The sequence below is a fragment of the Oceanobacillus chungangensis genome (assembly GCF_003369565.1).
Lineage (GTDB): Bacteria > Bacillota > Bacilli > Bacillales > Amphibacillaceae > Oceanobacillus > Oceanobacillus chungangensis.
Genome location: NZ_PIOD01000006.1, coordinates 246490 through 272302 on the forward strand (window position 1 = coordinate 246490; position 25813 = coordinate 272302).

Genomic DNA, 25813 nt, shown 5'->3' on the forward strand with positions numbered 1-25813 from the left:
CTATTCATCAATGTCTTGTTTTTTCTTCGCTTCCTTTTTACTATATCGAACTAATTCTTTTGGAATATTAAATTTAGCTCGTTTATTCTCCAGACTAAATGGAAGACGATAAAAGACGTTATTAAAGTCCTGTAAACTTAATGGGTATAGTGGGGCAAGGTAAGGCGTGCCTATAGATGTTAGACGTAATAGATGAATAATTAGGAAACAGATTCCAAACATCAAGCCAAAAAAACCGAGTATACCGGATAAAAATATTAATGGAAAACGGATAAGACGCACAGTCGTCCCGAGTAAGTAGCTTGGTGAAGTAAATGAAGCAAGTGCACTCATTGCTACTACAATTATGAGAATATTACTAGTGATTCCAGCCTGTACTGCTGCCTGTCCAATGACAATCCCACCTACAATACCCATTGTTTGTCCAACCTTTGTAGGTAGCCTCGCGCCAGCTTCACGTAACAATTCAATCATAAACTCGAGCAAGAGGGCTTCTAATAGTGGTGGAAAGGGGACTGCTGCACGAGATTCACCAATCGATAATAATAATTGTGTTGGGATAATCTCATAGTGATATGTTATGACTGCAACATATGCAGGAGTAACAACAATCGAGAAAAACATTGCTAGAAAACGAATTAGCCGTAAAAAGGAGCCAGCTTGCCATCTCATATACAAATCTTCGGTTGACTCTAAGAAGCTAAATATTGTCGCTGGTGCAACGAGCCCAGAGGGACTATTTTCGACGAGCAATCCTACTTTTCCCTTCGTTATCGCATATGAGAAACGATCCGGTAATTCTGTAGTGTCGAATTGCGGGAATAAATTAAAGGATGAGTCTTCAATATATTGACTTAATACCGCGCTATCTTCAATTTCATCCACATCTAAGTCCTTCAATCGTTGCCTCATTGTATTGACATCTTTTTCATTTGCGACGGATTTCATATAAATCAAGCGAACTTCACGTGATATCTTTTTACCGACTATAATTTCCTCTAATACTAAATCAGTCGAACGGATTCGCCACCGAATAATGTTTAGATTAGTTATGAGAGATTCTGTAAAGGCAATTTTGGGACCAAGTACAAGTGACTCCGTTTCTGCTTTCTCTAAACTGCGTTTATCTTTGTTTAGTAATACATATTCAATAATTTCCTTCTCTTGTTCAACGTAAAGAAAAACTTTTCCTAATAATAAGCCATATAACACATCATCAATTGAGGTATTTGTCTTACCTGAGCTTAAAGGAATTTCATTTAATAACGTTTGCGTGGACCAGTCCGTCTTCATCTTTAATGATTGATCTAATATGTAATTTTCAATTTTGTCGTTTTCAACCATATATGATATATAAAATACGGCCATTATCTTTCCGTGATGATGATAAATAGAAAAGGTCAAGTCTGGATTATTGGGGAAGTTATCTTGCAATAATTGTTCAAGCTCATTAATGGCTATCGGTAAAACACTATTGCCTTGTTTAGTCGGTCTAGTTCTTTTTCTCATAGGAACCTCCAAGTCACAATCAAGCCGTTAAGATTATTATGGTTAAGAAGGCAAGAATTATGTATGTGAAGCGGTTATATTTACTAATAGTTCTATTTATAAAACAACAAAATCGACTTTTCATATTAGATGATATAAATTGACAGAGTAAATAGCAGTCGCTGCAGTAGAGCGGCTGTCTTTTGCTGTAATTGGTGCTGTTAGAATCACGGAATCGTTAATTTCGCTGATAGGAAAGAAAAAAAAGATTCACCAATGAAGGTGAATCTTTAATCTTCTTTTGTTACAATATCAACTTTTCCTGTGTCTGGATCAATGACAAGACCATGAACTTTAATTTCTTTCGGGAGAAGTGGATGATTGCGAATGATTTCAACACTTTGCAGAACTGATTCCTCTACCGTATCAAATCCATGAAATTCTTCGTGTAAATTAATTCCGCCATGTGTGAGCGAATTAATAGTTTCCTGTGGAATTCCACGTTCCGTCATACTTACTGTCAATGCCTCAGTATCGACATGAGACATTCCACAATCATGGTGACCGATTACGACAACCTCGTCGGCTTTTAGTTTGAACACAGCAACAAGAATACTCTTCATAATGCTATCAAACGGTTTCCGAATAATTGCCCCAGCATTTTTCACCATTTTAACGTCGCCATTTTCGATATTTAGTGCTCGCTGTAATAGTTCAACTAGTCGTGATTCCATGCAAGTAAAAATGACCATCTTCTTATTAGGATATGTATCTGTTTTGTATTGTTCATACAGCTTATCTTTAACAAATTTTTCATTAAACGAAAGCATTTCTTCTAAATGCATCGAATCAACTCCTATTTTTATAGTATTTAAAAACTATAGCAGAATATCATGAAAAAGGGAAGTTTATTGCCGATTTATGACATGTGTTAAAAAATAATAATTTCCTTGGTTAAAACACTAGAGAGGGGTTACTTTAGTATAAAAATCACAGTAATAAACTTTTGGAATAATTCAAAAGTAATGTTGATTCATCTAGAAGTTTAACATATAATAGGATTACAATTTTATAAGGAGGTATACTATTGGGAGATTTTGTACGAAATTGTCGTCTATGTGATTTGCCGATGAAAAGCAGTCCGTTTACCATGTGTCCGGCATGCTTGACTGATAGCAATAAAGTTCAAAATCTTGTTAATAAAGATCCTCTTGTTTCAATTGAAGAAATAGCACAATTTACTAGTGTGCCAATTGAAAAGATAGTAAAGTTAGTAAAGCTGGGCCACCATTACTAAGGAATTTAGAAAATTAAGTATAGAAAAGATAAAATTATATCGGAAACGAAAAATAGAAGAGAATATTTCTTATCTATAAGTATATCCTCTTCTATTTAGAGAAGACTTAATAGCGTAATAGTGTTAACTTATTTAGCGTTCTCATTAATTCCATTAATTCCTGATGCTAATTGTTGATCTACGACTCTTGCATCATCAATATGCTTGTGCAAAGTTTGCTTAATCGTTTCAAAGGAATCATTTGTGTTGTATATATCATTGACCATTTGATTCGTAAGGTTGCTCTGGCTATTTATTTCCTCCAACACATTAATTGTGATCTTCTTTGTATTCTCTACAATACTATTCATCTCACTTAATATTTCAACAGTTTTATTATTAAATTTCGTGGAGTTCTGGACGGTCTCTTGGTTTTCATTTGTTCCTTGTTCCGCATCTTGGATTTTTTCCTGAATCGTTGTTGCGACTTCATCAATTGTGGATGTGCTTTCCCTTGTACTTTCTGCAAGTTTTCCTACTTCAGCAGCTACAACTGCAAATCCTTTTCCATGTTCACCAGCACGAGCAGCTTCAATCGAAGCGTTTAAGGCTAGCAGATTTGTTTGATTTGCAATATCACTAATAACTTGGACAATTTCTCTAATTGTATTTGAATGCTCACCAAGTTCTTGCATTCTAGTTGCCGTATTGGTCATTTGTAATTCAAGATTATCCATCAAAACTTTATTTTGTTCGACAATTTGTAAGTAATACCCAGTATGGGAGGCAAGCTTCTCATAATTTGATACAATCTCATTACCTTTTATTACCAATTGTTCAGAATGCTGATTGGATTGCTGTCCAAGGGATTGTATTTCGTCAAAACGCTGTCTGATTTGTAATACAAGATCTTCTAAATTATGGTGCTGACCATTAACATGTTCCTGCTGATCGATTGTATGTAATAAATTCGCTTCTAATTCATTTAGAAACTGTTTGTGCTGCTGTTTTATATTTAATTTCTCTTCTTCCAATACAGCTATTTTTTGTTGCGCTTTTTGGAGTTCTTCTTCAAGACTTTTTATTTGTTTTACTTTTCGCATCTGTTTTCCCCCGGTATTTTATTGAATTTAGGACTATAGTATTATATTCGGCTAAATGTATAAAATTGTGAAGCAATTTGCAAAAAAATATTGACTAGTTGTTTTCTAAATACTATAATAATTGTGAAGTATAAAAAAGGGAGGTCACTACAATGGAAAACGTTTACAAGAATCAAACGGATAATTTCATAAATAATGTGACCTCTATCGGTAAGAAAGGTATTATCTGCTAGGGAATCCTAGGGGGATTTCTTATTCCAGTAAAGGTCACAGCTGTCTGTGACCTTTTGTAATTGGGAAAAATAGGGTAGTATTGCATAGCCTATTTTTGATTGCATACGTTAGAGGCGTATGCTTTTTTTTATGCTTTGGAAAATAGAGAGAAGGTGGATATATGTTTCAGGTTTTTAAGAAATTAGATTGGTTTTTTAAGCATTATTGGAAACGGTACACATTTGCAATACTTGCGCTTATTACGGCTAGTGGTATCGGGCTTATTCCGCCGAAATTAGTGGGGTTTACAATCGATCAGATTCAATTTAATTCGTTAACAACTCAAGTTTTAACCGCTATTATACTAGGGTATTTAGCTCTTATTGTTGTTCACTACACCATCTCATTTTTATGGGATTATACCCTTTTCGGTGGTGCGGTTATATTAGAAAGATGGGTTCGGAGTAATTTAATGGACCACTTCATGAGAATGACACCGACATTTTATGGGAAATATCGAACTGGTGACTTAATGGCCAGGTCTACTAATGATCTAAAAGCAATCAATCTAACTGCTGGATATGGTGTACTGACGTTAGTTGATTCGAGTATTTTTATGCTGATGATTATTATCGTAATGGGATTCACAATTAGTTGGCAGTTGACGATTGCAGCATTAATCCCACTACCAATTATGGCAGTTGTGATGAATAAATACGGTGCTGCAATCCATTCGAGGTTTACCGAGGCACAAGCCGCCTTTGGTGAGATGAATAATGAAGTACTTGAATCCATTCGTGGAGTAAGAGTAATTCGGGCATTCGTTCAAGAGAAACAAGATGCTGAAAGATTTAGCAGTATGACTGAGAATGTTTATAGTAAGAATATTGAAGTTGCAAAAATTGATGCACTATTTGAACCGACAATGAAAATTCTTGTTGGACTCTCATATGCAATCGGATTAGGTTATGGTGCATTCCTAGTTTTCGAAAATATAATGACCCTAGGTGATCTGGTCACATTTAATGTTTATCTGGGAATGTTAATTTGGCCAATGTTTGCGGTAGGGGAATTAATAAACATATTACAACGAGGAAATGCATCATTAGACCGCGTTAATGATACGCTTGACTACGCAGCAGATGTGAAAGATGTTGAGAATCCTAAAGTTATTCAATCCGTTCATTCAATCACATTTAACAAGGTGAGTTTCTCATATCCAGACACAGAAACGAAGCAATTGGATGAGATTTCCTTAGTGGTAAAGAAAGGACAAACGATAGGCGTTGTTGGTAAAACAGGGTCAGGAAAATCAACTTTGTTTAAATTACTGCTACGGCAATATGCTGGGCTGACAGGGCAAATACAGATTTCTGATGTGAATCTAACAGAAATTAGTCTAGAGAAAATCAGAGATTGGATTGGTTATGTACCACAGGATCAAATTATGTTTTCAAAGACAATCCGAGAGAATATCCAATTTGGAAAATCAGATGCTACTGATGAAGAAATTTACCGAGTGATGGAGCTGGCACATTTCTTAGATGACATAAAGCAACTGCCTATGGGACTGGATACCCAGGTAGGCGAAACAGGAATTACATTATCTGGTGGACAGAAACAACGTGTCGCATTGGCAAGAGCGTTTATTAAAGATCCAGAAATATTAATCCTGGATGATTCCATGTCTGCCGTTGATGGGAAAACGGAAGCAAAAATTATTGATCATCTTCGGGCAGAACGTAATAATAAAACAACCTTTATTGTTTCCCATCGATTGTCAGCTGTTACCCATGCAGATCATATTATCGTCTTGGAAAATGGCAAAATAATCGAAGAAGGAACCCATGAGGCGTTAATTTCTCTTGGCGGTTGGTATAAAGACCAGTATTATGCACAGCAACTTGAAGATGGGGAGGTGACGAGCGAATGAAACCCTCAACGGAGAAAAGATTATTTCAATATGCACTACAATTTAAAAAAGGAATTATCATTGGCTTAACCTGTTTAATTGTTGCAGTAACATTAGAGCTCGCTGGACCACTAATTGCAAAGACAATCATTGATGATTATATTCTTGGGGTGGAAGGATATTGGCAGGAAGCTTCTAGTGAGGAGCAAGATGTCGTTCCATATCAGGATACATTTTATAAACGAGTAGATCGCATAAGTTCAAAGGAGCAAATTACGAATAATACAGTTACCCTTTTCCAAATCGGTACAGCATATTATTTACTTGATGAAGAAGTACCATTACAAGGAAAACGAAGTGTTGAAGATGGCACGATTTCAATCGAAACAGGAGACGGAATTTTGACTTATCAGGGTGAGAAGCTTTCCCTTGCCGAAGTAACAGCTTTTTTTAAGCCTGAGCAACTACCTATATTACTATTATTAGGTTTATATATGCTCTTGATTGTGATTGCTGGGGTCTTCCAATTCTTCAAAACGTTCTTGCTGCAGAAATCTGCGAATCAAATCGTGAAGAAGATGCGAAATGATTTATTTGCGCATACTCAACGAGTTCCGATTGATTATTTTGTAGACCAGCCAGCTGGAACGATATTAGCGAGAATTACCAATGATACAGAGGCAATCCGAGATTTATATGAACGGGTATTGTCCATCATTGTTACGAGTGCCGTTTACATGGTGGGAATTTTCGTTGCACTTTTTATTTTAGATGTGAAGCTAGCAATGATATGTTTAGCAATTATCCCAATGCTCTTTATTTGGATGAAGGTTTATAAGCATTTTGGAACAAAGTACAATACGGTAATTCGGGCAACCAATAGTGAAATTAATGGAAACATTAATGAAGCAATCCAAGGGATGCCAATCATTCAAGCGTTTAATCGAGAGAAGAGAACGAAAGAGGAATTTGAAATCTTGAATGAGCGTCATTATAAATTTCAAAGAAAACTGCTGAAACTACAAGCACTTACACAATATAATTTAGTAACGGTTATTCGAAATCTAACTTTTGTTGGCTTTATTTGGTATTTTGGTGGAGCTTCTTTAGATTTAACTAGCATAATTTCTATAGGGATGCTCTATGCGTTTGTTGACTATATTACAAGATTGTTTGAACCAGTTACAGATATTGTAAACCAATTGCCATTATTAGAGCAGGCAAGAGTAGCGGGGAATCGTGTCTTTGAATTAATGGACTTAGATGGAGAAGAAGTTGTTCTCGAAAGCATAGAAAAATACAAAGGGAATATTGTCTTTGATCATGTTTCATTTGCATATAAAGAAGAGGATTATGTACTAAAGGATATTAGCTTTCAAGTAAAATCAGGTGAAACGGTCGCATTCGTTGGCCATACAGGTTCAGGAAAAAGCTCGATTATGAATTTACTTTTTCGATTTTATGACCCGCAAAAAGGTAAAATTACCATCGATGGATATAGTACTAGTGAATGGTCAAGGCAGCAGGTCAGAAGTTATATGGGAATCGTTTTACAGGACCCGTTTCTTTTCTCTGGTACGATCTTATCCAATGTTACGATGAATGATCCGGGGATTACCAAGGAAAGAGCAATTCAAGCGTTAAAGGCTGTTGGTGCTGATCGATTCATTGAGAAGCTGCCGAAATCCTATGAAGAGGTTGTAACAGAGGGTGGTACGACATACTCGCTTGGGGAAAGACAATTAATCTCATTTGCTCGTGCACTTGCATTTGATCCAGCCATTTTAATTTTAGATGAAGCAACAGCAAATATTGATACGGAAACGGAAATGGTGATTCAGCAAGCATTAGAAGTATTAAAACAGGGGAGAACGACATTAGTTATTGCCCACCGATTATCAACAATTCAACAAGCGGATACTATTTTTGTACTGGAACATGGTACAATTAAAGAACAAGGAAATCATGAGCAGCTAATACATGAAAAAGGATTATATTATCAAATGTATAAGATGCAGCAAGGGAAAATAAAAGCCGCTGTTTAGTTATTATGCTGATTGGATCATGGGGTGACTGACGAATGGACGATAAAGAACGTAATAATAATGAGATTATAGATGAAGATTTATATGAAGAATTCGATGATGAAGAGTTATATGAACTTGTCGAAGCCGAACGTCAGAAAGTATTGCAGAAAGAAAAAAATAAAAAAGATAATACACCAAAACGACCATTTCCAAAATGGGCGTTTTGGCTTATTGTGTTTGCAATGTTCCTTAATATATTTGCGTTATTTCCCCAATTTTTTTCCATTCCGGCCATTGAATTTCTAAAAACATCAGCAATATTATCTACAAGTGAAACCGTGCAGCAACAAAAAAAGGCTGTTGTCGTAATTGAGACGGAGAATAGCAAGGGAACTGGATTCGCAATTTCTGCTGATGGCACGCTTCTTACAAATTATCATGTTATAGAGGATAAGCATGCAATTACGGTCGCATTCCCAGATAATGGATTGTTTCAAGCGGAAGTAATTGAATCTTACCCTACCATAGATTTAGCAGTGATTAAGGTCGATGGAAAGGATTTGCCATACCTATCATTAGCGGAACAACTAGACTACGAATCGGAAGATGCAATTTCATTTATTGGAAATCCTCTAAAATTTAACGGAATCGCAAACGAGGGAAATATCATTGGCTATACGAAATTATCGAGCTGGGACGAAGAAGTCTTAATGATAGAGGCACCAGTATATCGTGGGAATAGTGGAAGTCCAATTTTGAACCAAGATGGAGAAGTAATCGGTGTAATTTTTGCTACATTAAATCATGAGACCCATGGAAGGGTAGGGCTTTTCGTACCAATTAATCTATATTACCAATATCGCTCGGAGTAATGTTCCCATACGAATGGTTGTTTTTTTAGGTTTTGATTCCGAAAGAAAAAGCTTTAAAAGTAACTATAGAAAATCTTGGTTTATTTATTAGGATAATTAATCAGTAATGTTTATAGATAGTTAATAATTGTCTTCTAGCACTACTTTAGCGAATAAAATACACGAAGACTCCTGCGGGAGGAAGGGCCTAGGTGAGACTTCGAAGTGCGTTAGCACAAACAGGCTCACGAGCCCCCCGCGGAAAGCGTAGTGTATTTTCGCAGTGACAGGACTGTAAGCCCACACCACTCCAAAGTATGTCGCACTTTAGTAATTACCCATTAATTACTTGGAAGAGTAAGATATCGAAAAGAACTTTTTTACTATATTAGCGCAACTAGGGCTGTCACTTTAAACAAGGTGACAGCCCTTTTTAGCAACAATTATAGAAAAAATTGGTTTTAAATAATTCATATCGGGTATATGGGAAGTAATCGACTTTGGAGGCGATATTTATGTTACATTACACATCAAAATTAATGACTTATAATATCGAAGCAACAGACGGTGAATTGGGGAAAATAAAAGAACTATATTTCGATGATAATAAATGGCAAATTCGCTATGCGGTTGTTGATACAAGGAAGTGGCTACCAGGAAGAAAGGTGCTATTATCACCAGCCTCTTTTGTAATGGTAAATGAACTAAGTGAAAATGTCGAAATTGAATATGATAAAGAAAAAGTACGGAATAGTCCATCCCTTAATGAGGATTCAATTCTAACAAGGGATGCAGAAAACTCCCTCATTGATTATTATGGTTGGGGCAGATATTGGACCGGAGGAGTTCTGGGGAGCGCAGAGAATAGTCCTTTAGCTATTTTCAAGGATCCAAGATCAGCTGAAGAGATAGAAGCGTATGATAAAAATCAACAGCAAATGAACACATTAGATTTACAAAATCTAGATCAAACAATCGATCTTAAGGTTCATGGCAGTGATGGTAAAATAGGAGAAATTGTTGATTTAATTTACGATGATGAATATTGGAAAATTCAATATCTCGTAGTTCGTAGTACACACTTCATTGAACCTAAATACCATGTCTATAGTGTGGAAGATATTAATTCGATTGAGTGGCTTGAACAAAGCATTTATGTGAAAGATACGGTACAAGCATTAAACGAAAATAAGATTTTTGATAATAAAGAAGAGATATTAAATACCATCGATTCCCATTCATAAAAGGAATAATATCTAAGTCCCTTGCAAATTAGATGATGCAGGGGACATAATTTTGTATCAAATTATATGCAGAATAATAATTATCATATTATCCGCTTTTATTTAAGAAAATTAAAAAGGATGTTTCTGCTTTTCTAATATATTACAAATACTTTTCATTCAGTCATTGATATTTAAACGAATTGTAATTGATTTGAGATAGCAACTGATACTATAGTGGGATAAGATTAAACGTATAGTTAGTAAATTGAAGTATGTCAATACATAGAGCGGAAACCATATGAATAAAAAAATAGAGATGGTGGATTTATGAAAGGTATAAAATTTAAACGAGATAAGAAACATACACCCAAAAACACTCATGCTAAGACGAAATATATAATGTTCGGGGGGAGAAGCGAATGCTAGCAAGTAGCCTATTAGAAGAAATCCCCCTTGAAGAAATGGTTGAATCAGTTCAAAATGGTGATACAAACGTTCAGAATTATTTATTGAGGGCTTATCAGCCTTTTATTGCTAAATGTGCATCTGAAGTATGCAAGCGGTATATTGATCCGAAGCGTGATGATGAATATAGCATTGGTCTATCCGCATTTAATGAAGCAATATTTTCTTATTCAGCTACTCGTGGTTGTTCATTCTTGTCCTTTGCAAAAATTGTAATCAAACGAAAAATAATCGATTATATACGCTATAATAGTAGAAGGCCACATTCTATTTCTTTAGATGAGAAGTATGATGAGGAACAGATGGAAAATCCTATTGAAGTTGTTGTAGCAAAGGAAGCATATCAAGAAGAGCAAAATAATATTCATCGCAGAGAAGAAATTGTCGAATTTAAAGAGAAGTTAAGTCAGTACAAATTAACCTTCTCGGAGCTCACAGAGGTTTCGCCGAAGCATAAAGATGCAAGGGATTCTGCAGTTAAAGTTGCGAGAACGCTCTATGAAGATCGGGAATTAAGTAAATACGTTTATCTGAAAAGGAAATTGCCGATTAAAGACTTAGTAAATAAAGTAGAGGTTAGTAAGAAAACATTAGAACGAAATAGAAAGTTTATATTAGCGATTTTTATTATTTTAAGTGAGGATTATCATTACTTAAAGGATTATCTTAAGGGTGTGGGTGAGTGAAAAAAGGGATCGTAATGGAAGAACACCGGGATTTTATTATACTCATGACAGAGGACGGTGAATTTGAGAAAGGTGTTACTTTGGATAAACATCCTAAAATTGGTGAGGAGGTTCATTATCAACCTTTTGAATTAAAGCAAAGAAAGCCTAGTTTTCGTACCCCAATAAAACTGCTTCCCATGGTATGCATAATATTATTATTTATGCTTCCATTTTATTTAATTCCTGACAATAATGAAACATTTGCATATGTAATGATTGATATTAACCCAAGCATCGAATTAGAAATCGATGCGCATTATAATGTTCGAAATATTCGGCCGTTGAATAAAGATGCGGAAATTATTGTCGAGCAATTAGAGTATTTTAGAAATGAGAAAGTTGAAATTATTATTGATTTAATTATGAGTATGAGTGAGAAGACCGGGCTTATTAATGATGAAAAAAATATGCTTCTAGGAATTAGTTTTGTTACTGAGGAAAAGGAGCAAACAGTATCAGAAAATATGCAGCAATTTTCCGACGAGTATGTTGAAGACTGGAATATTGCCACTTTTATCGTGCCCAAAAATATCAGAAATAAAGCACTTGAAAAAAATATCTCTATGAATAAGGTTATGTCGGAAAGCCTTAATGAAAATGAACTTGATGAAGAAATCATAGATGAAAAAGAAAAAGTAATTATTAATTCCTTCTATCATAATGACTCAACCGATGAGAAACAAATGTTTTATGAGCAACCTGTCAGGCAAGAACAGTTACATATTAAAGAAAAAAATCCGAATTCAGATAAAAAAACAAACTTGGAAAAAAATATACAAGAAGATACCGCTTCCGAGAAAAAAGGAAAGCCAAAACCTAATTCCGAACAAAAGAATAAAGCAAATACTAAGAACAAGCCAAACGTGAGCCATAATCACGGGAAAAAAATGGAAGAAGAGAAAAGGAACAAACAGCCTAACCAGCAAGAATTAAACAATGGTCATAAAGATAAGCAAAAAAAGAATCTGAATAAAGCAAATGAAGAAAAAGATAAGGACAAACAAGAAAAGAATAACAACCTAAATAAAGAAAAACATAAGGACAAACAAGAAAAGAATAACAACGCAAATAAAGAAAATCGTAAGAACAAACAAGAAAAGAATAACAACGCAAATAAAGAAAATCGTAAGGACAAACATGAAAAGAATAACGATTATGATCAACATCATAATAAATAAAATGGCAAAGCCCCTAAATATAGGAGCCTTGCCATTTTTATACTTGCATAGTTAATGCTGGAAGGTGCTTCATTGCATGGTCTAGATAATATAGAAGATTGTCATGAGATTCGATAATTTTTTGCTCATCTAAAGAGTAGTTGTAGGCGTGTAAAAAATGATGAATCTTTTTAGACAATATATCATCATTTGTACGGACCATAAGAACGAGTAAATCATCCCACTGTCCCCAAAGCGTGAAATAAAGAGCTTTATCATAATCTGGAACCATTTTTCCCCCTCCTTAAATGTAGGGTTAAAATCTTTTCTCTTCAATATTTAAATTGCCTACAGATTATATTATCCCCTTTTTCTATATTAAATGTCAGAAGCAATGCTGGTGTGATTGCCAATAAAAGGCTTTGCGAAAATGAGCATAAAACAGCACTGACGAAACATACTACTAGCAAACAGTTAAGGAGGAAAAACAATGACATGGAAAAAATATAGTACAGTTGCAGTTGTTGCATTGACTTTAGTTGGTTGTTCAAATATGAATGGAACAGAACAAGGTGCAGCAAACAGAGATAGAAATCATCACGTGGAGCAAACGAGATATTATAATAATGCTGGAGAAGGAATGACAAACGTTCGAAATTACACACATGAAAATGGTAATCGTATGCATAACGATTATTATCGAAATATAAATAACCCAACAGATGGAAACATCAATAATGAAACCCGATACCATGTAGATAAAGAGGCAGCAGATAAAATAGTCAGAGATGTAAAACATGTTGATCGTGCACATGTGTTAACATCAGGCCATAATGCATATGTTGCTGTAGGAGTAAAAGATGCCAATGTTAATCAAAATCGTAACCATGACCGCAACCGTGATGAATTGCCAAATGATGTGAAGAATGAAATAAGCAGAATCGTTAAATCTGTTGACAAAAATATTGATAAAGTATACGTTTCAGCTCATCCAGAATTCTTTAACTTAACGCATAATTATGTGGAAGATGTTAGAAGTGGACATCCTGTAGAAGGATTCTTTGACCAATTTGGTAATATGGTTCAACGATTATTTCCTCATCATACACGATAAAAGCAAAGAGCACTCTTAAATAAATGAGAGTGCTCTTTTTTGATTGTCGAATGTATGTAAATCAAAAAGCTTGGATAGCCATGAGCAAATAAAGAACAGCATATGCACAAATCCATCAGAATGAGAATAAATTAAAACAAAACCAATCCATAAGCCCCAGATTAAATGATTATTTCTAGTCAAAATTAGGAACATGTGGTATTGTAATACATATAATTCGTATTAATCAAAGTTATTTAATGTGATTAATTATGAATGGAGTTGAAATAGAATGGGACGAGAATTTATTGAAATATTTGAAGAGTGGGCGAAAGATTATGATGACAGTGTAGCAGGTCAAGATCCGCAATACGCTGCTGTATTTGCCAACTATGAAGGAATATTAAATGAAGTTGTGGCCTTATCTGCAGGTACTGTTCTTGAATTCGGTGTCGGAACAGGTAATTTATCTGAAAAATTAATACACGCAGGTTTAAATGTTATTGGAATTGAGCCATCGTTAGCAATGCTCAATATTGCAAAAGAAAAGCTACCAGAACTCACGGTATTAGAGGGAGATTTTTTAACATATCCAGTAATTGATACGCCAGTTAATACAATTGTGAGCACATATGCATTTCACCATTTAACAGACGATGAAAAGTTGGTTGCCGCAAAACAATTCTCTGAGATCCTTGAGGATAATGGGAGGATTGTCTTTGGGGACACAATGTTTGCCTCGGAAATAGAGAAGCAAGCAATGATTTCTGATGCTAAGGAAAAAGGTTTTTTTGCATTAGCAGAGGATCTACAGCGTGAATACTATCCAATCATTGATACATTAGAGGACATATTTACAACAAACGGTTTTGATGTACAGTTTAAACAAATGAATCATTTTGTTTGGATTTTAACGGCAATAAAGAACAATAGTGTAAAGTCCCTTTAGCAACGTTCAACAATGGAGAAAAAACAACTTAGGGAGTATAAACGGTTGTAATAGATTTGGGAGATGGGAGAAGTCTTACTTACGTCTTGTGCAGGTGCAGGTGACCGTGGCTTCTCCTGTCATGTAAATTGGATAGGAATCAGTTTTATTAAAAAAAGATTGAATCCTTTTATAGATGTGAAGAGGGGATATGGCATGGTCACATATAATTCAATACAGGAGCTTATTGGTAATACCCCATTACTCGAGATAACAAAACTCTCACTTCCAAAAGGTGTTCGCCTTTTTGCAAAGCTCGAATATTTAAATCCTGGTGGCAGTGTGAAGGATCGGCTTGGTGTAGAACTAATAAATGATGCGTTAGCTAGCGGAAAGTTAAAAGAGGGCGGTACAATCATCGAACCAACAGCAGGTAATACTGGGATTGGATTGGCAATAGCTGCAATAGATAAAAATATTAAGGTGATGTTTTGTGTGCCCGAGCAATTCAGTTTGGAAAAGCAACAGATTATGAAGGCACTTGGTGCAACAATTGTTCATACACCAAAGGATGCTGGAATGATTGGGGCGATTAAGAGAACAGAACAATTACTCCAGGAGATTCCAAATAGTTTTTCACCACAGCAATTTTCTAATGCAGCTAATCCAAGAACATATTATAAAACACTTGGACCGGAAATTTGGAATGATTTAAATGGAAAAGTAGATGTTTTTGTTGCTGGTGCTGGGTCGGGTGGTACGTTTACAGGTACAGCTACGTTTTTAAAAGAAAAGAAACCCGCTATTCGAACTGTCATCGTTGAGCCGGAGGGTTCGATAATTGCTGGTGGAAAGGCAGGGCCACATCGAACAGAAGGAATTGGCATGGAATTCATTCCAGATTTTGTCGATCAAGCTTTATTCGATAATATTTACACTGTTACAGATGATGATGCATTTGAAGTAGTAAAAGAATTAGCTAAGAAAGAAGGATTGCTTGTAGGCAGTTCTTCTGGATCGGCTATGTTTGCTGCATTGCAAGAGGCAAGGAAGGCGAAAGCAGGGACTACAGTAGTAACGATTCTCCCTGATGGTAGTGATCGTTATTTAAGTAAAAATATTTATAGCTAAAAAGTGGAGGGAATTAAGATGCGAGCAAAGACAAAGATGATCCATGGTGGAATTACGAATGACGAAAATACAGGTGCAGTTTCGGTACCAATTTATCAAGTAAGTACGTATAAACAGGATGGAGTAGGTAATCATCGAGGGTACGAATATTCACGTACAGGTAACCCGACAAGACATGCGCTTGAAACTGTAATAGCCAATTTGGAAAATGGTGAAGCAGGATTTGCTTTTGGCTCAGGGATGGCTGCTATTACATCGATCATGATGCTGTTTGATGCAGGTGACCATGTTGTAATGACTGATGATGTATATGGCGGATCTTACCGACTGATGACAAAAGTATTAAATCGATATAATCTTGACCACACATTTGTTGATACGAGTAATCCTCGATCCGTAGAAGCGTCAATTCAAGAAAATACAAAGGCAATATATATTGAAACACCAACAAATCCTTTATTGAAAATAACCGATTTAAAGAGGATGGCAGAAATAGCGAAGAAGCATGATTTATTATTAATCGTTGATAATACATTTGCTACCCCTTATTGGCAACAGCCAATAGATCATGGTGCAGATATTGTTTTGCATAGTGCAACGAAATACATTGGCGGTCATAGTGATGTTGTCTCAGGTCTAGTTGTTGTTAAAACAAAAGAACTTGCCGAAAGAGTTCACTTTATCCAAAATTCCGTCGGTGCAGTATTAGGCCCACAAGATTCTTGGCTATTAATGCGGGGAATTAAGACATTGGCATTGAGAATGGAAGCAATTGAAGCGAATACGAAGAAAATAGTCGATTTTTTACAAGGACATGAAAAAGTTACGACCATTTATTATCCTGGACTTCCAAATCATCCAGGTCACGAACTTGCAGGGAAACAAGCCACTGGATTTGGCGGAATGATTTCTTTCGATGTTGGCAGTGAGAAAACTGCAGAACAAGTACTTGAAAAAGTGAAATACTTTACCCTTGCAGAAAGTCTTGGAGCTGTCGAAAGTCTAATTTCTGTTCCAGCAAAAATGACCCATGCATCAATACCAGCAGATAGAAGACAAGAACTCGGAATTACCGATGGCTTAATTCGTGTATCTGTCGGGATTGAGGATGCAGAAGATTTAATTGAGGATTTAGAGCAAGCACTACGATAAATAAATATAGTAGAGGATGGCTTTTTATATAGCTGTCCTTTTTTCTTTTCTGTAAAGTAAAAAATAGAATCAGTTATAATCACAAATAGAGACAAGCCTTAAATCGAGCGACCATTGCAATACAATAACTAGTACATTTAAATGAAAAATATCTCGCCTCTATAGAATCTCCATACTCAATGATATTTCACTTTATGCTATACTAATAAAAATGAAAGTACCTAATAGTGAAGTACTTTTCAAAGCAAATAAGGGAAATAATTTAAATACAATATAAAATGGAGGCAGATTATATGAGTGAAAAAGCAATCGCATATCTTAAAGAAAATAGAGAGTATTTATTGACGAAACTCAATGAATTCCTATCGATTCCAAGTGTTAGTACAGACAGTGCAAATAAGAAAGATGTGGAAGCAGCAGCGGATTTTATAGTTACATATTTAAATGATATCGGTTTTGAAAATGTTGAAAAACAGGAAACAGCGGGGCATCCACTTGTATATGCAGAATACAATCAGGCAGGACCAGAGGCGCCAACTGTATTATTCTATGGTCATTATGATGTTCAACCTGCAGATCCATTAAATGAGTGGATTAGTGATCCATTTCAACCAGAAGTAAGAGATGGCAGAATTTACGGACGTGGGACAAGTGATGACAAGGGTCAAGTATTTATGCATCTCGCTGTTTTTGAAGCATATATGAAAACGGAAGGGAAGCTTCCACTTAATGTAAAAGTTTGTATAGAAGGAGAAGAAGAAATCGGCAGTGAGAATTTATATGGAATTTTACATGATAAGAAGGAGCAATTTAAAGCGGATTTTGCTGTAATATCTGATTCTGGTATGGCCGAAACGAACCAACCGACAATCCTTTATGGATTAAAAGGCTTTACGGGGATTGAAATTACGGTTACAGGACCGGATCATGACCTGCATTCAGGGATGTATGGTGGTGCAATTCGTAACCCTATCATGGCTTTAAACCATATTCTTGCATCTATGAAGAATGAGGATGAAGTGATTACTGTTGATGGTTTTTATGAGGATGTAGAGCCACTTACAGATGCGGAAAGAAAACTAATGGAGCAAGCGCCTGGTGAGGATTTCATTAGTTCAACTGGTGCACCTGCAACCGTATCTGAAAAAGGCTATACAGCGAAGGAACATACAATGGGACGACCTACATTTGAAATTAATGGCATTTTTGGTGGTTACCAAGGTGAGGGAACGAAAACAATTATCCCATCATCTGCAACGGCAAAGATCACGTGTAGACTTGTGCCTGGACAAGATCCTGAGAAGATTCAGGATTTACTTGAAACACATGTGAATAAAGTGGCACCAGCAGGCGTAACTGTCGATGTGAAAAAAGAGAAACTTTCATCGAAAGCTTATAAAGTAGAACCAACGCATCCACTAATTACAAAAGCAGCAGAAAGCTACACAAAAGCATTTGGCAAGGAAACAATTTTCATTCGCATGGGAGGTTCGATTCCAGTTGTAGAATGGATTGAAGCAATTTACAACATCCCAATCGTATTATTAGGCTTCGGTACACCAGAAGATCGTTTGCATTCACCTAATGAAAGCTTCCCATTAGACAGCTTTGATAAAGGAATGGAAACATTAGTGTATTACTGGGAAATGGTTAATAAATAAATACTTTTTTTACTACTGAGATAACCCCGTGTCCATATGTTCGATTCGGGGTATTATTCTGTTTTTGGAGGTGCTAATAATGGAGAGATTTGCTATTGTGACAGGTGCATCTAAGGGACTTGGAAAAGAAATTGCAAGTCTATTTTTAGAATCAGGTGTCAATGTCATTGGAATTTCACGAACGGAAAATAATCATTTATCTATATTAGCAAATGAACTTAATAAGAGTTATCATCATTATTCCTGTGATTTAACTGATCATAACGCATTACAATCTACATATGAACAAATCTCGGAACTATTGTTAACAGTTGATTTAACGTCTTTACAACTCGTCAATAATGCTGCGACTATAGAACCGATCAGCCCATCTATAAATATTACTAGCGAAGAATTAATCCAACATTTTCAGTTAAATACTATTGCGCCTATGTTATTAACTAATTTTTTCCTGAAAAAAGCCTTTGAAAGCGAGATTCCGTTTATGGCTGTCACAATTACATCAGGCGCTGCTGACCGACCGATTTATGGATGGAGTGCATATGGTTCAAGTAAGGCAAGTATTAATATGTTTACGAAAACAGTTGCATTAGAACAGGAAGAACTGGCTACTGGAAATAAAGTGATTGCATTCAATCCCGGTGTGATGGATACAGAGATGCAAGAAGAAATCCGTTCAAGTTCAAAAGAACAATTTTCCGACGTTGAATCTTTTATTAATTTTAAGAAAAATAATCTTTTAAATGATCCAAGACTGGTGGCAGGTGTACTTATTGATATTCTAAACGATGAGGGTGTAATGAACGGTAAAATTTATGATATAAAAAATTATGTGTAATCTGCCGTAAGTAAAAATATGAGCAAAACGCCCTTCCCATTTCAAACTTGCTGGAATATAGTAAACTAGCCTTGAGAATAAGGAGGGAATGTAATGGGTAGTAAAGAAGGTGGAGTTGGTTACGGTTCAGGCGGTTTTGCGCTTTTAGTCGTATTGTTTATTTTATTAATTATCATCGGAACTGCTTATACATGTGGTTACGGTGGAGGATATTAATATGTAACATTAGGATGCAGTGGAGGAATCTCTACTGCATCTTTCATATGCTTACATTTCTAACTAATGCGTATACATAAGAAGACAATAATTAATAATAGGTTTATTACATGTCAGTCGCTTCAGCATAAACGACAAAAATATGATAAACTTAAGGGTGCTATTAATGAAATAATGTAAAGGACATAGTATAGAAGGTATGGATTTTTTATTGTTAGCTAAGAAAGTAAAACGACTTTCATAATATATAAGTACAACTATGGCTGTCAGCGAAAAGCTTGGCTAAACCCTAGTTTACTAAGCAATAGAAAGGAAGAAATTAGATGATTACACGAAAAAGTAAACGTGAGATTGACCAAATGCTCGCAGCAGGAGATCTGCTTGTAAAATGTCATAAAGAAATTGCAAAAATGATAAAACCAGGAATTACTACTATGGAAATTGATGCATTCGTTGAGGAATTTCTAGCAAAACATGATGCAACACCAGAGCAAAAGGGCTATAATGGTTTCCCAGGTTCTATTTGTGCATCGATAAACGATGAAATATGTCATGGTTTTCCTCGTGAAGAACAGCTAAAGAATGGCGATTTGGTAACCATTGATATCGTTGTAAACTTACATGGCGGGCTTGCAGACTCTGCGTGGACGTATGCTGTTGGTGAAATTGATGAGGCCGGCAAGCGATTAATGGAAGTCACGAAAGAATCGCTCTATAAAGGGATTGAGCAAGCTCAAATTGGTAATCGTATTGGAGATATTGGTCATGCGATTCAAACATATGCTGAGGGTGAAGGATTCTCTGTTGTTCGTGACTTCACTGGTCATGGAATCGGACCGACAATCCATGAAGATCCGCATATTCCCCATTTTGGCTTGCCAAATAAAGGGTTGCGCTTGAAAGAGGGCATGGTAATTACCATTGAACCGATGATAAATGAAGGTGCATGGGAAAGTAAAATGGACGATAATGGATGGACAGCTAGAACGATCGACAAAGGACGTTCTGCACAATATGAACATCAAATTGCGATAACAAAAGATGGTCCATTAATCATAACCGACCAAGACAGAGATTAATAAACATAGAAAAAGGAGGCTATCTTGTTTGAATAGCCTCCCTTTATATTAATATTCAGTAATAAGCTAATATTTACTATTGATCCTTCTTCCGCCAAATAAAATCGTAATAATTGGACTCAATAAGCAGAAGAAAGCAAAAGGTAAGTAATCCAGCACTGCGACACCTAAAACATTAGCAATGAATACGCCACAAACACTCCAAGGGACAAGCGGATTAATGACGGTTCCAGCATCCTCTAATGTTCTTGACAACACCTTATTTGGAAGTCCAGCCTTTTCATAAATTCCTTTATACGTTTCTCCCGTTAATAAAATCGATAAATATTGCTCCCCAATCAACACGTTAATCCCAATTGCCGTTGCGGCAGTTGAAATAATAATGGAGCGCGCCTTCTTCAGCTTCTCTTGGAATGAAGAAAGGATACTCGGAATAATTCCAGTAACAAATAATAAACCACCAAAACCAAGGGCTAAGATTACAAGTGAAATAGTAAAGAACATGCTACTAATTCCGCCTTTGGTTAATAACTCATTAACTGGTTCAAATTCTGTTACTCCAACATAACCATTAAACCAAATCGACCAGATTTCTGGCCAGTTAAAACCATTAACAATCCACGCTAGTAAGGTTGCGGACAAGCTACTGATTGCTAGTGAGATAAAGCCAGATAGCTTGAAAATTGTACAGCAAACGAGAACGAGCAATGGAATCCATGATGTCCAACTAATTAAATTGGTTGAAAGCAATGCATCTTGATATCCCTGAACATTTCGTGGTGATGCCGTCTGATCCGGGGATAGGATGACATAAATGATAAACGAAATAATAAATGCAGGAATTGTAGTCAAACTAATATGTTTAATATGTTCAAATAAATCAACCCCGACAATATTAGAGGCAAGACTTGTTGTATCGGATAGTGGGGACATTTTATCACCGAAAAATGCACCTGATACAATTGCACCAGCAGTAATAACTAGTGAAGCATCCATCGCACTTGCTATCCCAATAAATGCAACTCCAACCGTTGCAGTAGTTGTTAACGAACTACCAAGTGAAACCCCGATAATCGCTGTAGTAGCAAAAACGATACCGTAAAACCAAGTTCCACTAATAAGAGAAAAACCAGTATTAATTAATGCAGGAACTGTGCCACTAATCATCCAGCTGCTAATGAGTACACCGATGAGGAAAAATAGAAATATAGCTCCCATTCCAGAACTAGCACCAGCAATCATAGCACCTTCTAATGATTTAAAAGAAATTCGGCGAATGACGCCATATGCAATTAATAGGAGGATTCCTAGTAATATCGGGATATGTGGGACAGCTTCCAATCCGATAATAAAATAACTAATTATCCCTATAATAGCAATGAAAAATAGTAATGACTCACTTAACTTTGGGTTGTGCTTTGGTTCGATTGGAAACATGAATGATCCTCCTTTAAGAAATAGATTGTTATTGTCTAACTACATAAAAAAGCCTCGCCCCTATGAAAAGGGACGAAGCTTAACTCCGCGTTACCACCCTAGTTGATGAGAATAATAAAATTATTCCACCCACTTATTGATACAATCCGTAAAACGAAATGTGTAATTTAATTATTTTCTGCCAGAGCTTTCACCAGCCACTCTGTCTCTACTTACTGCTCAAAAATAATCTGCCATGCATTCCTAGATTTGATTATATATTTATATGTTAGTATAGACTATACAACCTGTAAGCTTTACTTGTCAACAGCTTAATTTCTAAATAAAATCTATTCAATTATCGAAAACTTCGTTATAATAAGTTTAATTTTTGTTTAAATAAGGAGGGCCGGCAATGGAGAAAAATGCTGCAAGTGGTGGAGAACAATCTCAATCTTTTCATATGATTCAGCGAGGGATTATTACTGGATTTCCAATTATGCTAGGGTACTTACCTGTGGCGATTACATATGGTGTGTTAGCGAAACAAGCTGGGATGACTTTGCTTGAAATTGGTTTAATGAGTCTTATGGTATATGCAGGTGCAGCGCAGTTCATGGCAGTTAATATGATAGCCGTTGGTACAGGAGTAGTAGAAATTGTCATTGCAACTTTTGTTTTGAACTTCCGTCATTTTGTAATGAGCTTGTCATTTATGAATCAATTACGTGGGATTGCTCTTAAATGGAGACTGCCTCTAGGCCTTGGATTAACGGATGAATCCTTTGCTGTTTCGGCAATGAATCCAGATGAGGGGAAAAAGGAGAACGGGGTTCTTTTTTATGCAATGATATTTTTAATAGCTTATTTATCATGGGTTGCTGGCTCCATATTGGGAGGGATCCTTGGAGAAGTAATCCCAGATAATTTAAGTCAAAGTATGGGAATTGCGCTTTATGCTATGTTTATCGGTTTATTGGTTCCATCAGTGAAAAAGAATCTAAAAGTTGGCCTAATTGCAATCTTATCAATGTTAATCAACGCGCTTTGTATTCAGATTGGCTTTAGCGCAGGTTGGGCAATTGTATTTGGTACGGTCATTGGTGGAATGAGTGGTATTATTTTGTTGAAGGAGGATGAGAGATGATTGTAATCATTATTATCGGCATGTCACTTGTAACGATGATACCGAGAATTATTCCTGCCTTTGTAGTAGAGAAATTACAATTTAAACCATGGGTAAATCGCTGGCTAGGGGCAATTCCTTATGCTGCATTAGGTGCATTAATATTCCCAGGGATATTATGGGTCGTTCCCAATGAACCAATTATTGGTATCATTGGTGGATTAGTTGCAATTATTCTCGCATCCCTTGGACTGAATGTCGTATTCGCAGTGATTGGTGCAATTACAACTGTATTTCTATTGACAATGTAATAACTAGATGGGAGAAAGTTAAGGTCATCCCGTCTTGTAAGCATGGTAATCAGCATTTTTTCTCCTGCTTTAAAAAGTTCTGCATAGTATTAAACTAAATTTGTTCTCTCATTCATTATGTTTACATTTTTCTGCCAAAAAAAATGGAATTATAAGGAGAGAAATCCTGCTAAAAGGTCATACTAATAGAAAATACATCGAAAGGTGGAAGCTTGTATGCACTTAGAGTGGTTTGACAGAGTATGTGGTGAGTTGCAGGACAGCCTAAATTCAATTTGTGATAAATATGGTGAAAATGGCAGTATGTTAATTGAACGTGGGGCAAAGCATCCGAGGATCGATTTCTTTACGGAAAGAGGAGTGGATGAGCGAGATTATTTCTGCTCCCTTTTCTTTGATCCGCATAACGAGGAATTTTATATTCAGATGGTCGATCCAGAGTATGGTCATATCAGCAAGGTTATACTTGAGGACATAGAAGATATCATTGATGCTGTTCACCAAAGCTTCCATGATTACTTAGAAGATCAGGACGCTATTTCCGAAGTGGGAGTATTGGATGAAGAAACAGATTTTGACATTTCGGATGAAGTTGAACACGAATTATTATTAGCTGAAATTGATGTAGAATGGGAAACACCAGAGGTAACTGCTTATTATAAAGAAAATGAAGCAGAAGTATCTTATCAATTCGGCATTACGGAGGATACTGGTGAAGGTGTAATTAAACGAATAAACCGTTCGTGGTCAGATGATGAGGAACTGGTCAAAGATGAGACCATTATTAAGTTCAGCAAGGAAGAGGCTAGTACATTGATCGCTATGATTGCGAGCCATATGGACTCCATACGTGGGGTAGATGAATTTATGCAATAAGAAAGAGAAGGAGCTGCTCGGAAACTTGAGCGGTTTTTTCTATTTAAAAGGGTAAAAGCCCGTAATGCGGTTTTACCCTTTTAAATATGGTTCAATATGGATATGTGCATGATAAATATTATGTTTATTTGCTAGATAATTTTCAATTCTTTCTGTTATCTCATGACTTTCCTTCACATTTAATGTTGGCTCAACTCGAATCGTTACATCAACTAATGTTTGATTCCCATGGAGTCTGCCCTTTATGTCTACAACCTCTTTTACATCACTATTTTTAAGAATACTATCTCTAATCTTGCTAATTTGCTTTTCATCAAAACCATCTGTAAGTGCATAGGTAGCTTCTTTAAAAATATCCCAGGCTGTAATACAGATAATAATTCCCACAATCAATCCTGCTAAAGGATCTAACCAATACAAACCAAATTGCGCACCAATAATTCCAATAAATGCACCGATACTTACAAGTGCATCTGAACGATTATCTTGAGCAGCAGCATATAGTGCACGGCTGTCAATTTTTTTAGACAGATTTAAATTGTATCGATACACAACATACATAAATAGAGCAGCACCTAAAGCTGTCCAAGCAGTTAATAGATCAGGCTGTGAAATCTCACCAGCAATAATTTTTTGGAAAGTATCTATGATAACCTGAATTCCCACAATCATCATGATAAATGCGGCAAACAGTGATGCAATCGTTTCTGCACGGTAGTGACCGTAATGGTGATCTTCATCTGGTGGTTTCCTTGAAATCTTTAAACCAATTAATATAGCAACTGATGCCACAACATCTGTTGCGTTATTAAGCCCGTCTGCACGTAATGCATCTGAATCACCAAATTCTGCCATGAGCAATTTTATTACTGATAAGAAAACATACGCAATAATGCTTATCCAAGCACCTTTCTCTCCCATTTTTAAGTTCTCTCTATGATTCATATAGTTCCTCCAGCTTTCGTGGTTGCATATTTAGTGCAGTATTTAAGGTATAACACAGCAGAAAGTACCTTTATACACCTATCGCCCTTCACTTGGAAAGGCAGCAATTAATTTATTATTTACTGAGCATTGATAGTCTAACAAATGAAATTGCAGTGTGTCTAGAGAAAAATAAAAGGATGAAGGTATATAAATTGGAGTCTGGTATGTTTGTTTAGTATGGTAAAAACTAATATATTCTATCAATAAAACATTAAAATTGTAATAGTCATAAAAATTAGAGATAATAGAGAAAAGGAACAAAGGGGGGGGATGTTCCATGAAAAAGGAGAAATTAGTTTACCGTATGTATCGTTATAAGGGTGATGTCCTTCACGCAAGAAAAGAAATACCGTATGAGATTAGACTGACATCTCGATTGATACTAGATGAAATATGTCTCAATTGGAATAAGATGAAATTAGAAGAGAAGCTCAACCATGCGATCGATACTAATAACAAAGAAGCTTTTTTTCGGTTAAGTGAAGTATATAAAAGTTATGTTTGGTAGTTTTAAATGTAAGCACTGCCAATTAGGTAAGTAAATTTACGGTCT

25 protein-coding genes are annotated in these 25813 nt (G+C 35.9%); 19 read left to right on the forward strand and 6 right to left on the reverse strand.

Going from position 1 to position 25813, the window contains the following annotated elements:
- A complete protein-coding gene (locus CWR45_RS07270) occupies positions 1 to 1509 on the reverse strand; it encodes a spore germination protein (RefSeq protein ID WP_115749195.1) in 1509 nt (502 codons plus the stop codon).
- Positions 1510 to 1778: 269 nt separating this feature from the next.
- Positions 1779 to 2333 (reverse strand): beta-class carbonic anhydrase, encoded by a 555-nt coding sequence (locus CWR45_RS07275; RefSeq protein ID WP_115749196.1) that lies wholly within the window; start codon positions 2331 to 2333, stop codon positions 1779 to 1781.
- Positions 2334 to 2575: 242 nt separating this feature from the next.
- Here CWR45_RS07275 and CWR45_RS07280 point away from each other — a divergent pair, with 242 nt between their 5' ends.
- Positions 2576 to 2785 (forward strand): hypothetical protein, encoded by a 210-nt coding sequence (locus CWR45_RS07280; RefSeq protein ID WP_115749197.1) that lies wholly within the window; start codon positions 2576 to 2578, stop codon positions 2783 to 2785.
- A gap of 128 nt (positions 2786 to 2913) precedes the next feature.
- Here CWR45_RS07280 and CWR45_RS20300 read toward each other — a convergent pair whose 3' ends face one another.
- Positions 2914 to 3867 carry a methyl-accepting chemotaxis protein gene (locus CWR45_RS20300; RefSeq protein ID WP_115749198.1) on the reverse strand — a complete coding sequence of 318 codons (954 nt, stop codon included), beginning with the start codon at positions 3865 to 3867 and terminating at the stop codon, positions 2914 to 2916.
- Between the two features lie 394 nt (positions 3868 to 4261).
- Between CWR45_RS20300 and CWR45_RS07290 the strand changes: the two genes are divergently transcribed.
- From CWR45_RS07290 to CWR45_RS07315, 6 genes are all read left to right on the forward strand, one after another.
- Positions 4262 to 6013: an ABC transporter ATP-binding protein gene (locus tag CWR45_RS07290; RefSeq protein WP_115749199.1), complete on the forward strand. Its 1752-nt coding sequence runs from the start codon at positions 4262 to 4264 to the stop codon at positions 6011 to 6013.
- Positions 6010 to 8037 (forward strand): ABC transporter ATP-binding protein, encoded by a 2028-nt coding sequence (locus CWR45_RS07295; protein WP_115749200.1) that lies wholly within the window; start codon positions 6010 to 6012, stop codon positions 8035 to 8037. The genes CWR45_RS07290 and CWR45_RS07295 overlap by 4 nt, the downstream gene beginning before the upstream one ends.
- 35 nt (positions 8038 to 8072) lie before the next feature.
- Positions 8073 to 8891 (forward strand): S1C family serine protease, encoded by an 819-nt coding sequence (locus CWR45_RS07300; RefSeq protein WP_115749201.1) that lies wholly within the window; start codon positions 8073 to 8075, stop codon positions 8889 to 8891.
- 494 nt (positions 8892 to 9385) lie between these two features.
- Positions 9386 to 10114, forward strand: a complete 729-nt coding sequence (locus CWR45_RS07305; protein WP_115749202.1) for a PRC-barrel domain-containing protein — start codon at positions 9386 to 9388, stop codon at positions 10112 to 10114.
- A 401-nt stretch (positions 10115 to 10515) separates the two neighbouring features.
- A complete protein-coding gene (gene sigI / locus CWR45_RS07310; RefSeq protein WP_115749203.1) occupies positions 10516 to 11247 on the forward strand; it encodes an RNA polymerase sigma factor SigI in 732 nt (243 codons plus the stop codon).
- Positions 11244 to 12467 carry an anti-sigma-I factor RsgI family protein gene (locus CWR45_RS07315; RefSeq protein WP_115749204.1) on the forward strand — a complete coding sequence of 408 codons (1224 nt, stop codon included), beginning with the start codon at positions 11244 to 11246 and terminating at the stop codon, positions 12465 to 12467. The genes sigI and CWR45_RS07315 overlap by 4 nt, the downstream gene beginning before the upstream one ends.
- A 37-nt stretch (positions 12468 to 12504) precedes the next feature.
- Here CWR45_RS07315 and CWR45_RS07320 read toward each other — a convergent pair whose 3' ends face one another.
- Positions 12505 to 12738 (reverse strand): YhdB family protein, encoded by a 234-nt coding sequence (locus tag CWR45_RS07320; RefSeq protein ID WP_115749205.1) that lies wholly within the window; start codon positions 12736 to 12738, stop codon positions 12505 to 12507.
- Positions 12739 to 12936: 198 nt separating this feature from the next.
- Here CWR45_RS07320 and CWR45_RS07325 point away from each other — a divergent pair, with 198 nt between their 5' ends.
- From CWR45_RS07325 to map, 8 genes are all read left to right on the forward strand, one after another.
- Positions 12937 to 13560, forward strand: a complete 624-nt coding sequence (locus tag CWR45_RS07325) for a YhcN/YlaJ family sporulation lipoprotein (protein ID WP_115749206.1) — start codon at positions 12937 to 12939, stop codon at positions 13558 to 13560.
- 271 nt (positions 13561 to 13831) lie between these two features.
- The gene (locus CWR45_RS07330) at positions 13832 to 14488 is read left to right on the forward strand and encodes a class I SAM-dependent DNA methyltransferase (RefSeq protein WP_115749207.1); all 657 of its coding nucleotides are present in this window, start codon (positions 13832 to 13834) and stop codon (positions 14486 to 14488) included.
- Positions 14489 to 14683: 195 nt separating this feature from the next.
- Positions 14684 to 15598, forward strand: a complete 915-nt coding sequence (locus CWR45_RS07335; RefSeq protein WP_115749331.1) for a PLP-dependent cysteine synthase family protein — start codon at positions 14684 to 14686, stop codon at positions 15596 to 15598.
- Between the two features lie 18 nt (positions 15599 to 15616).
- Positions 15617 to 16750 (forward strand): bifunctional cystathionine gamma-lyase/homocysteine desulfhydrase, encoded by a 1134-nt coding sequence (locus CWR45_RS07340; RefSeq protein ID WP_115749208.1) that lies wholly within the window; start codon positions 15617 to 15619, stop codon positions 16748 to 16750.
- 293 nt (positions 16751 to 17043) lie between these two features.
- Positions 17044 to 18411 (forward strand): dipeptidase, encoded by a 1368-nt coding sequence (locus tag CWR45_RS07345; RefSeq protein WP_115749209.1) that lies wholly within the window; start codon positions 17044 to 17046, stop codon positions 18409 to 18411.
- 79 nt (positions 18412 to 18490) lie between these two features.
- A complete protein-coding gene (locus CWR45_RS07350) occupies positions 18491 to 19249 on the forward strand; it encodes a (S)-benzoin forming benzil reductase (protein ID WP_115749210.1) in 759 nt (252 codons plus the stop codon).
- Between the two features lie 93 nt (positions 19250 to 19342).
- On the forward strand, positions 19343 to 19465 hold the full coding sequence (locus CWR45_RS07355; RefSeq protein WP_115749211.1) for a YjcZ family sporulation protein: 123 nt from the start codon (positions 19343 to 19345) through the stop codon (positions 19463 to 19465).
- Between the two features lie 323 nt (positions 19466 to 19788).
- Positions 19789 to 20544, forward strand: a complete 756-nt coding sequence (gene map, locus CWR45_RS07360; protein WP_115749212.1) for a type I methionyl aminopeptidase — start codon at positions 19789 to 19791, stop codon at positions 20542 to 20544.
- A gap of 66 nt (positions 20545 to 20610) precedes the next feature.
- On the opposite strand, the gene nhaC is transcribed toward map, so the two are convergent.
- On the reverse strand, positions 20611 to 21981 hold the full coding sequence (nhaC, locus tag CWR45_RS07365; RefSeq protein WP_115749213.1) for a Na+/H+ antiporter NhaC: 1371 nt from the start codon (positions 21979 to 21981) through the stop codon (positions 20611 to 20613).
- A gap of 394 nt (positions 21982 to 22375) precedes the next feature.
- On the opposite strand from nhaC, the gene CWR45_RS07370 reads away from it, so the two are divergent.
- The 3 genes from CWR45_RS07370 (at position 22376) to CWR45_RS07380 (ending at position 24273) form a co-directional block, all read left to right on the forward strand.
- A complete protein-coding gene (locus tag CWR45_RS07370; RefSeq protein ID WP_115749214.1) occupies positions 22376 to 23107 on the forward strand; it encodes an AzlC family ABC transporter permease in 732 nt (243 codons plus the stop codon).
- A complete protein-coding gene (locus tag CWR45_RS07375) occupies positions 23104 to 23397 on the forward strand; it encodes an AzlD domain-containing protein (RefSeq protein ID WP_115749215.1) in 294 nt (97 codons plus the stop codon). Before CWR45_RS07370 ends, CWR45_RS07375 begins: the two co-directional genes overlap by 4 nt.
- A 216-nt stretch (positions 23398 to 23613) precedes the next feature.
- Complete coding sequence (locus CWR45_RS07380; RefSeq protein ID WP_115749216.1) at positions 23614 to 24273, forward strand: hypothetical protein; 660 nt, start codon at positions 23614 to 23616, stop codon at positions 24271 to 24273.
- Between the two features lie 72 nt (positions 24274 to 24345).
- On the opposite strand, the gene CWR45_RS07385 is transcribed toward CWR45_RS07380, so the two are convergent.
- Positions 24346 to 25218 (reverse strand): cation diffusion facilitator family transporter, encoded by an 873-nt coding sequence (locus CWR45_RS07385; protein ID WP_115749217.1) that lies wholly within the window; start codon positions 25216 to 25218, stop codon positions 24346 to 24348.
- A 319-nt stretch (positions 25219 to 25537) separates the two neighbouring features.
- Between CWR45_RS07385 and CWR45_RS07390 the strand changes: the two genes are divergently transcribed.
- Positions 25538 to 25768, forward strand: a complete 231-nt coding sequence (locus CWR45_RS07390; RefSeq protein WP_115749218.1) for an IDEAL domain-containing protein — start codon at positions 25538 to 25540, stop codon at positions 25766 to 25768.
- Positions 25769 to 25813 lie beyond the last annotated feature (45 nt).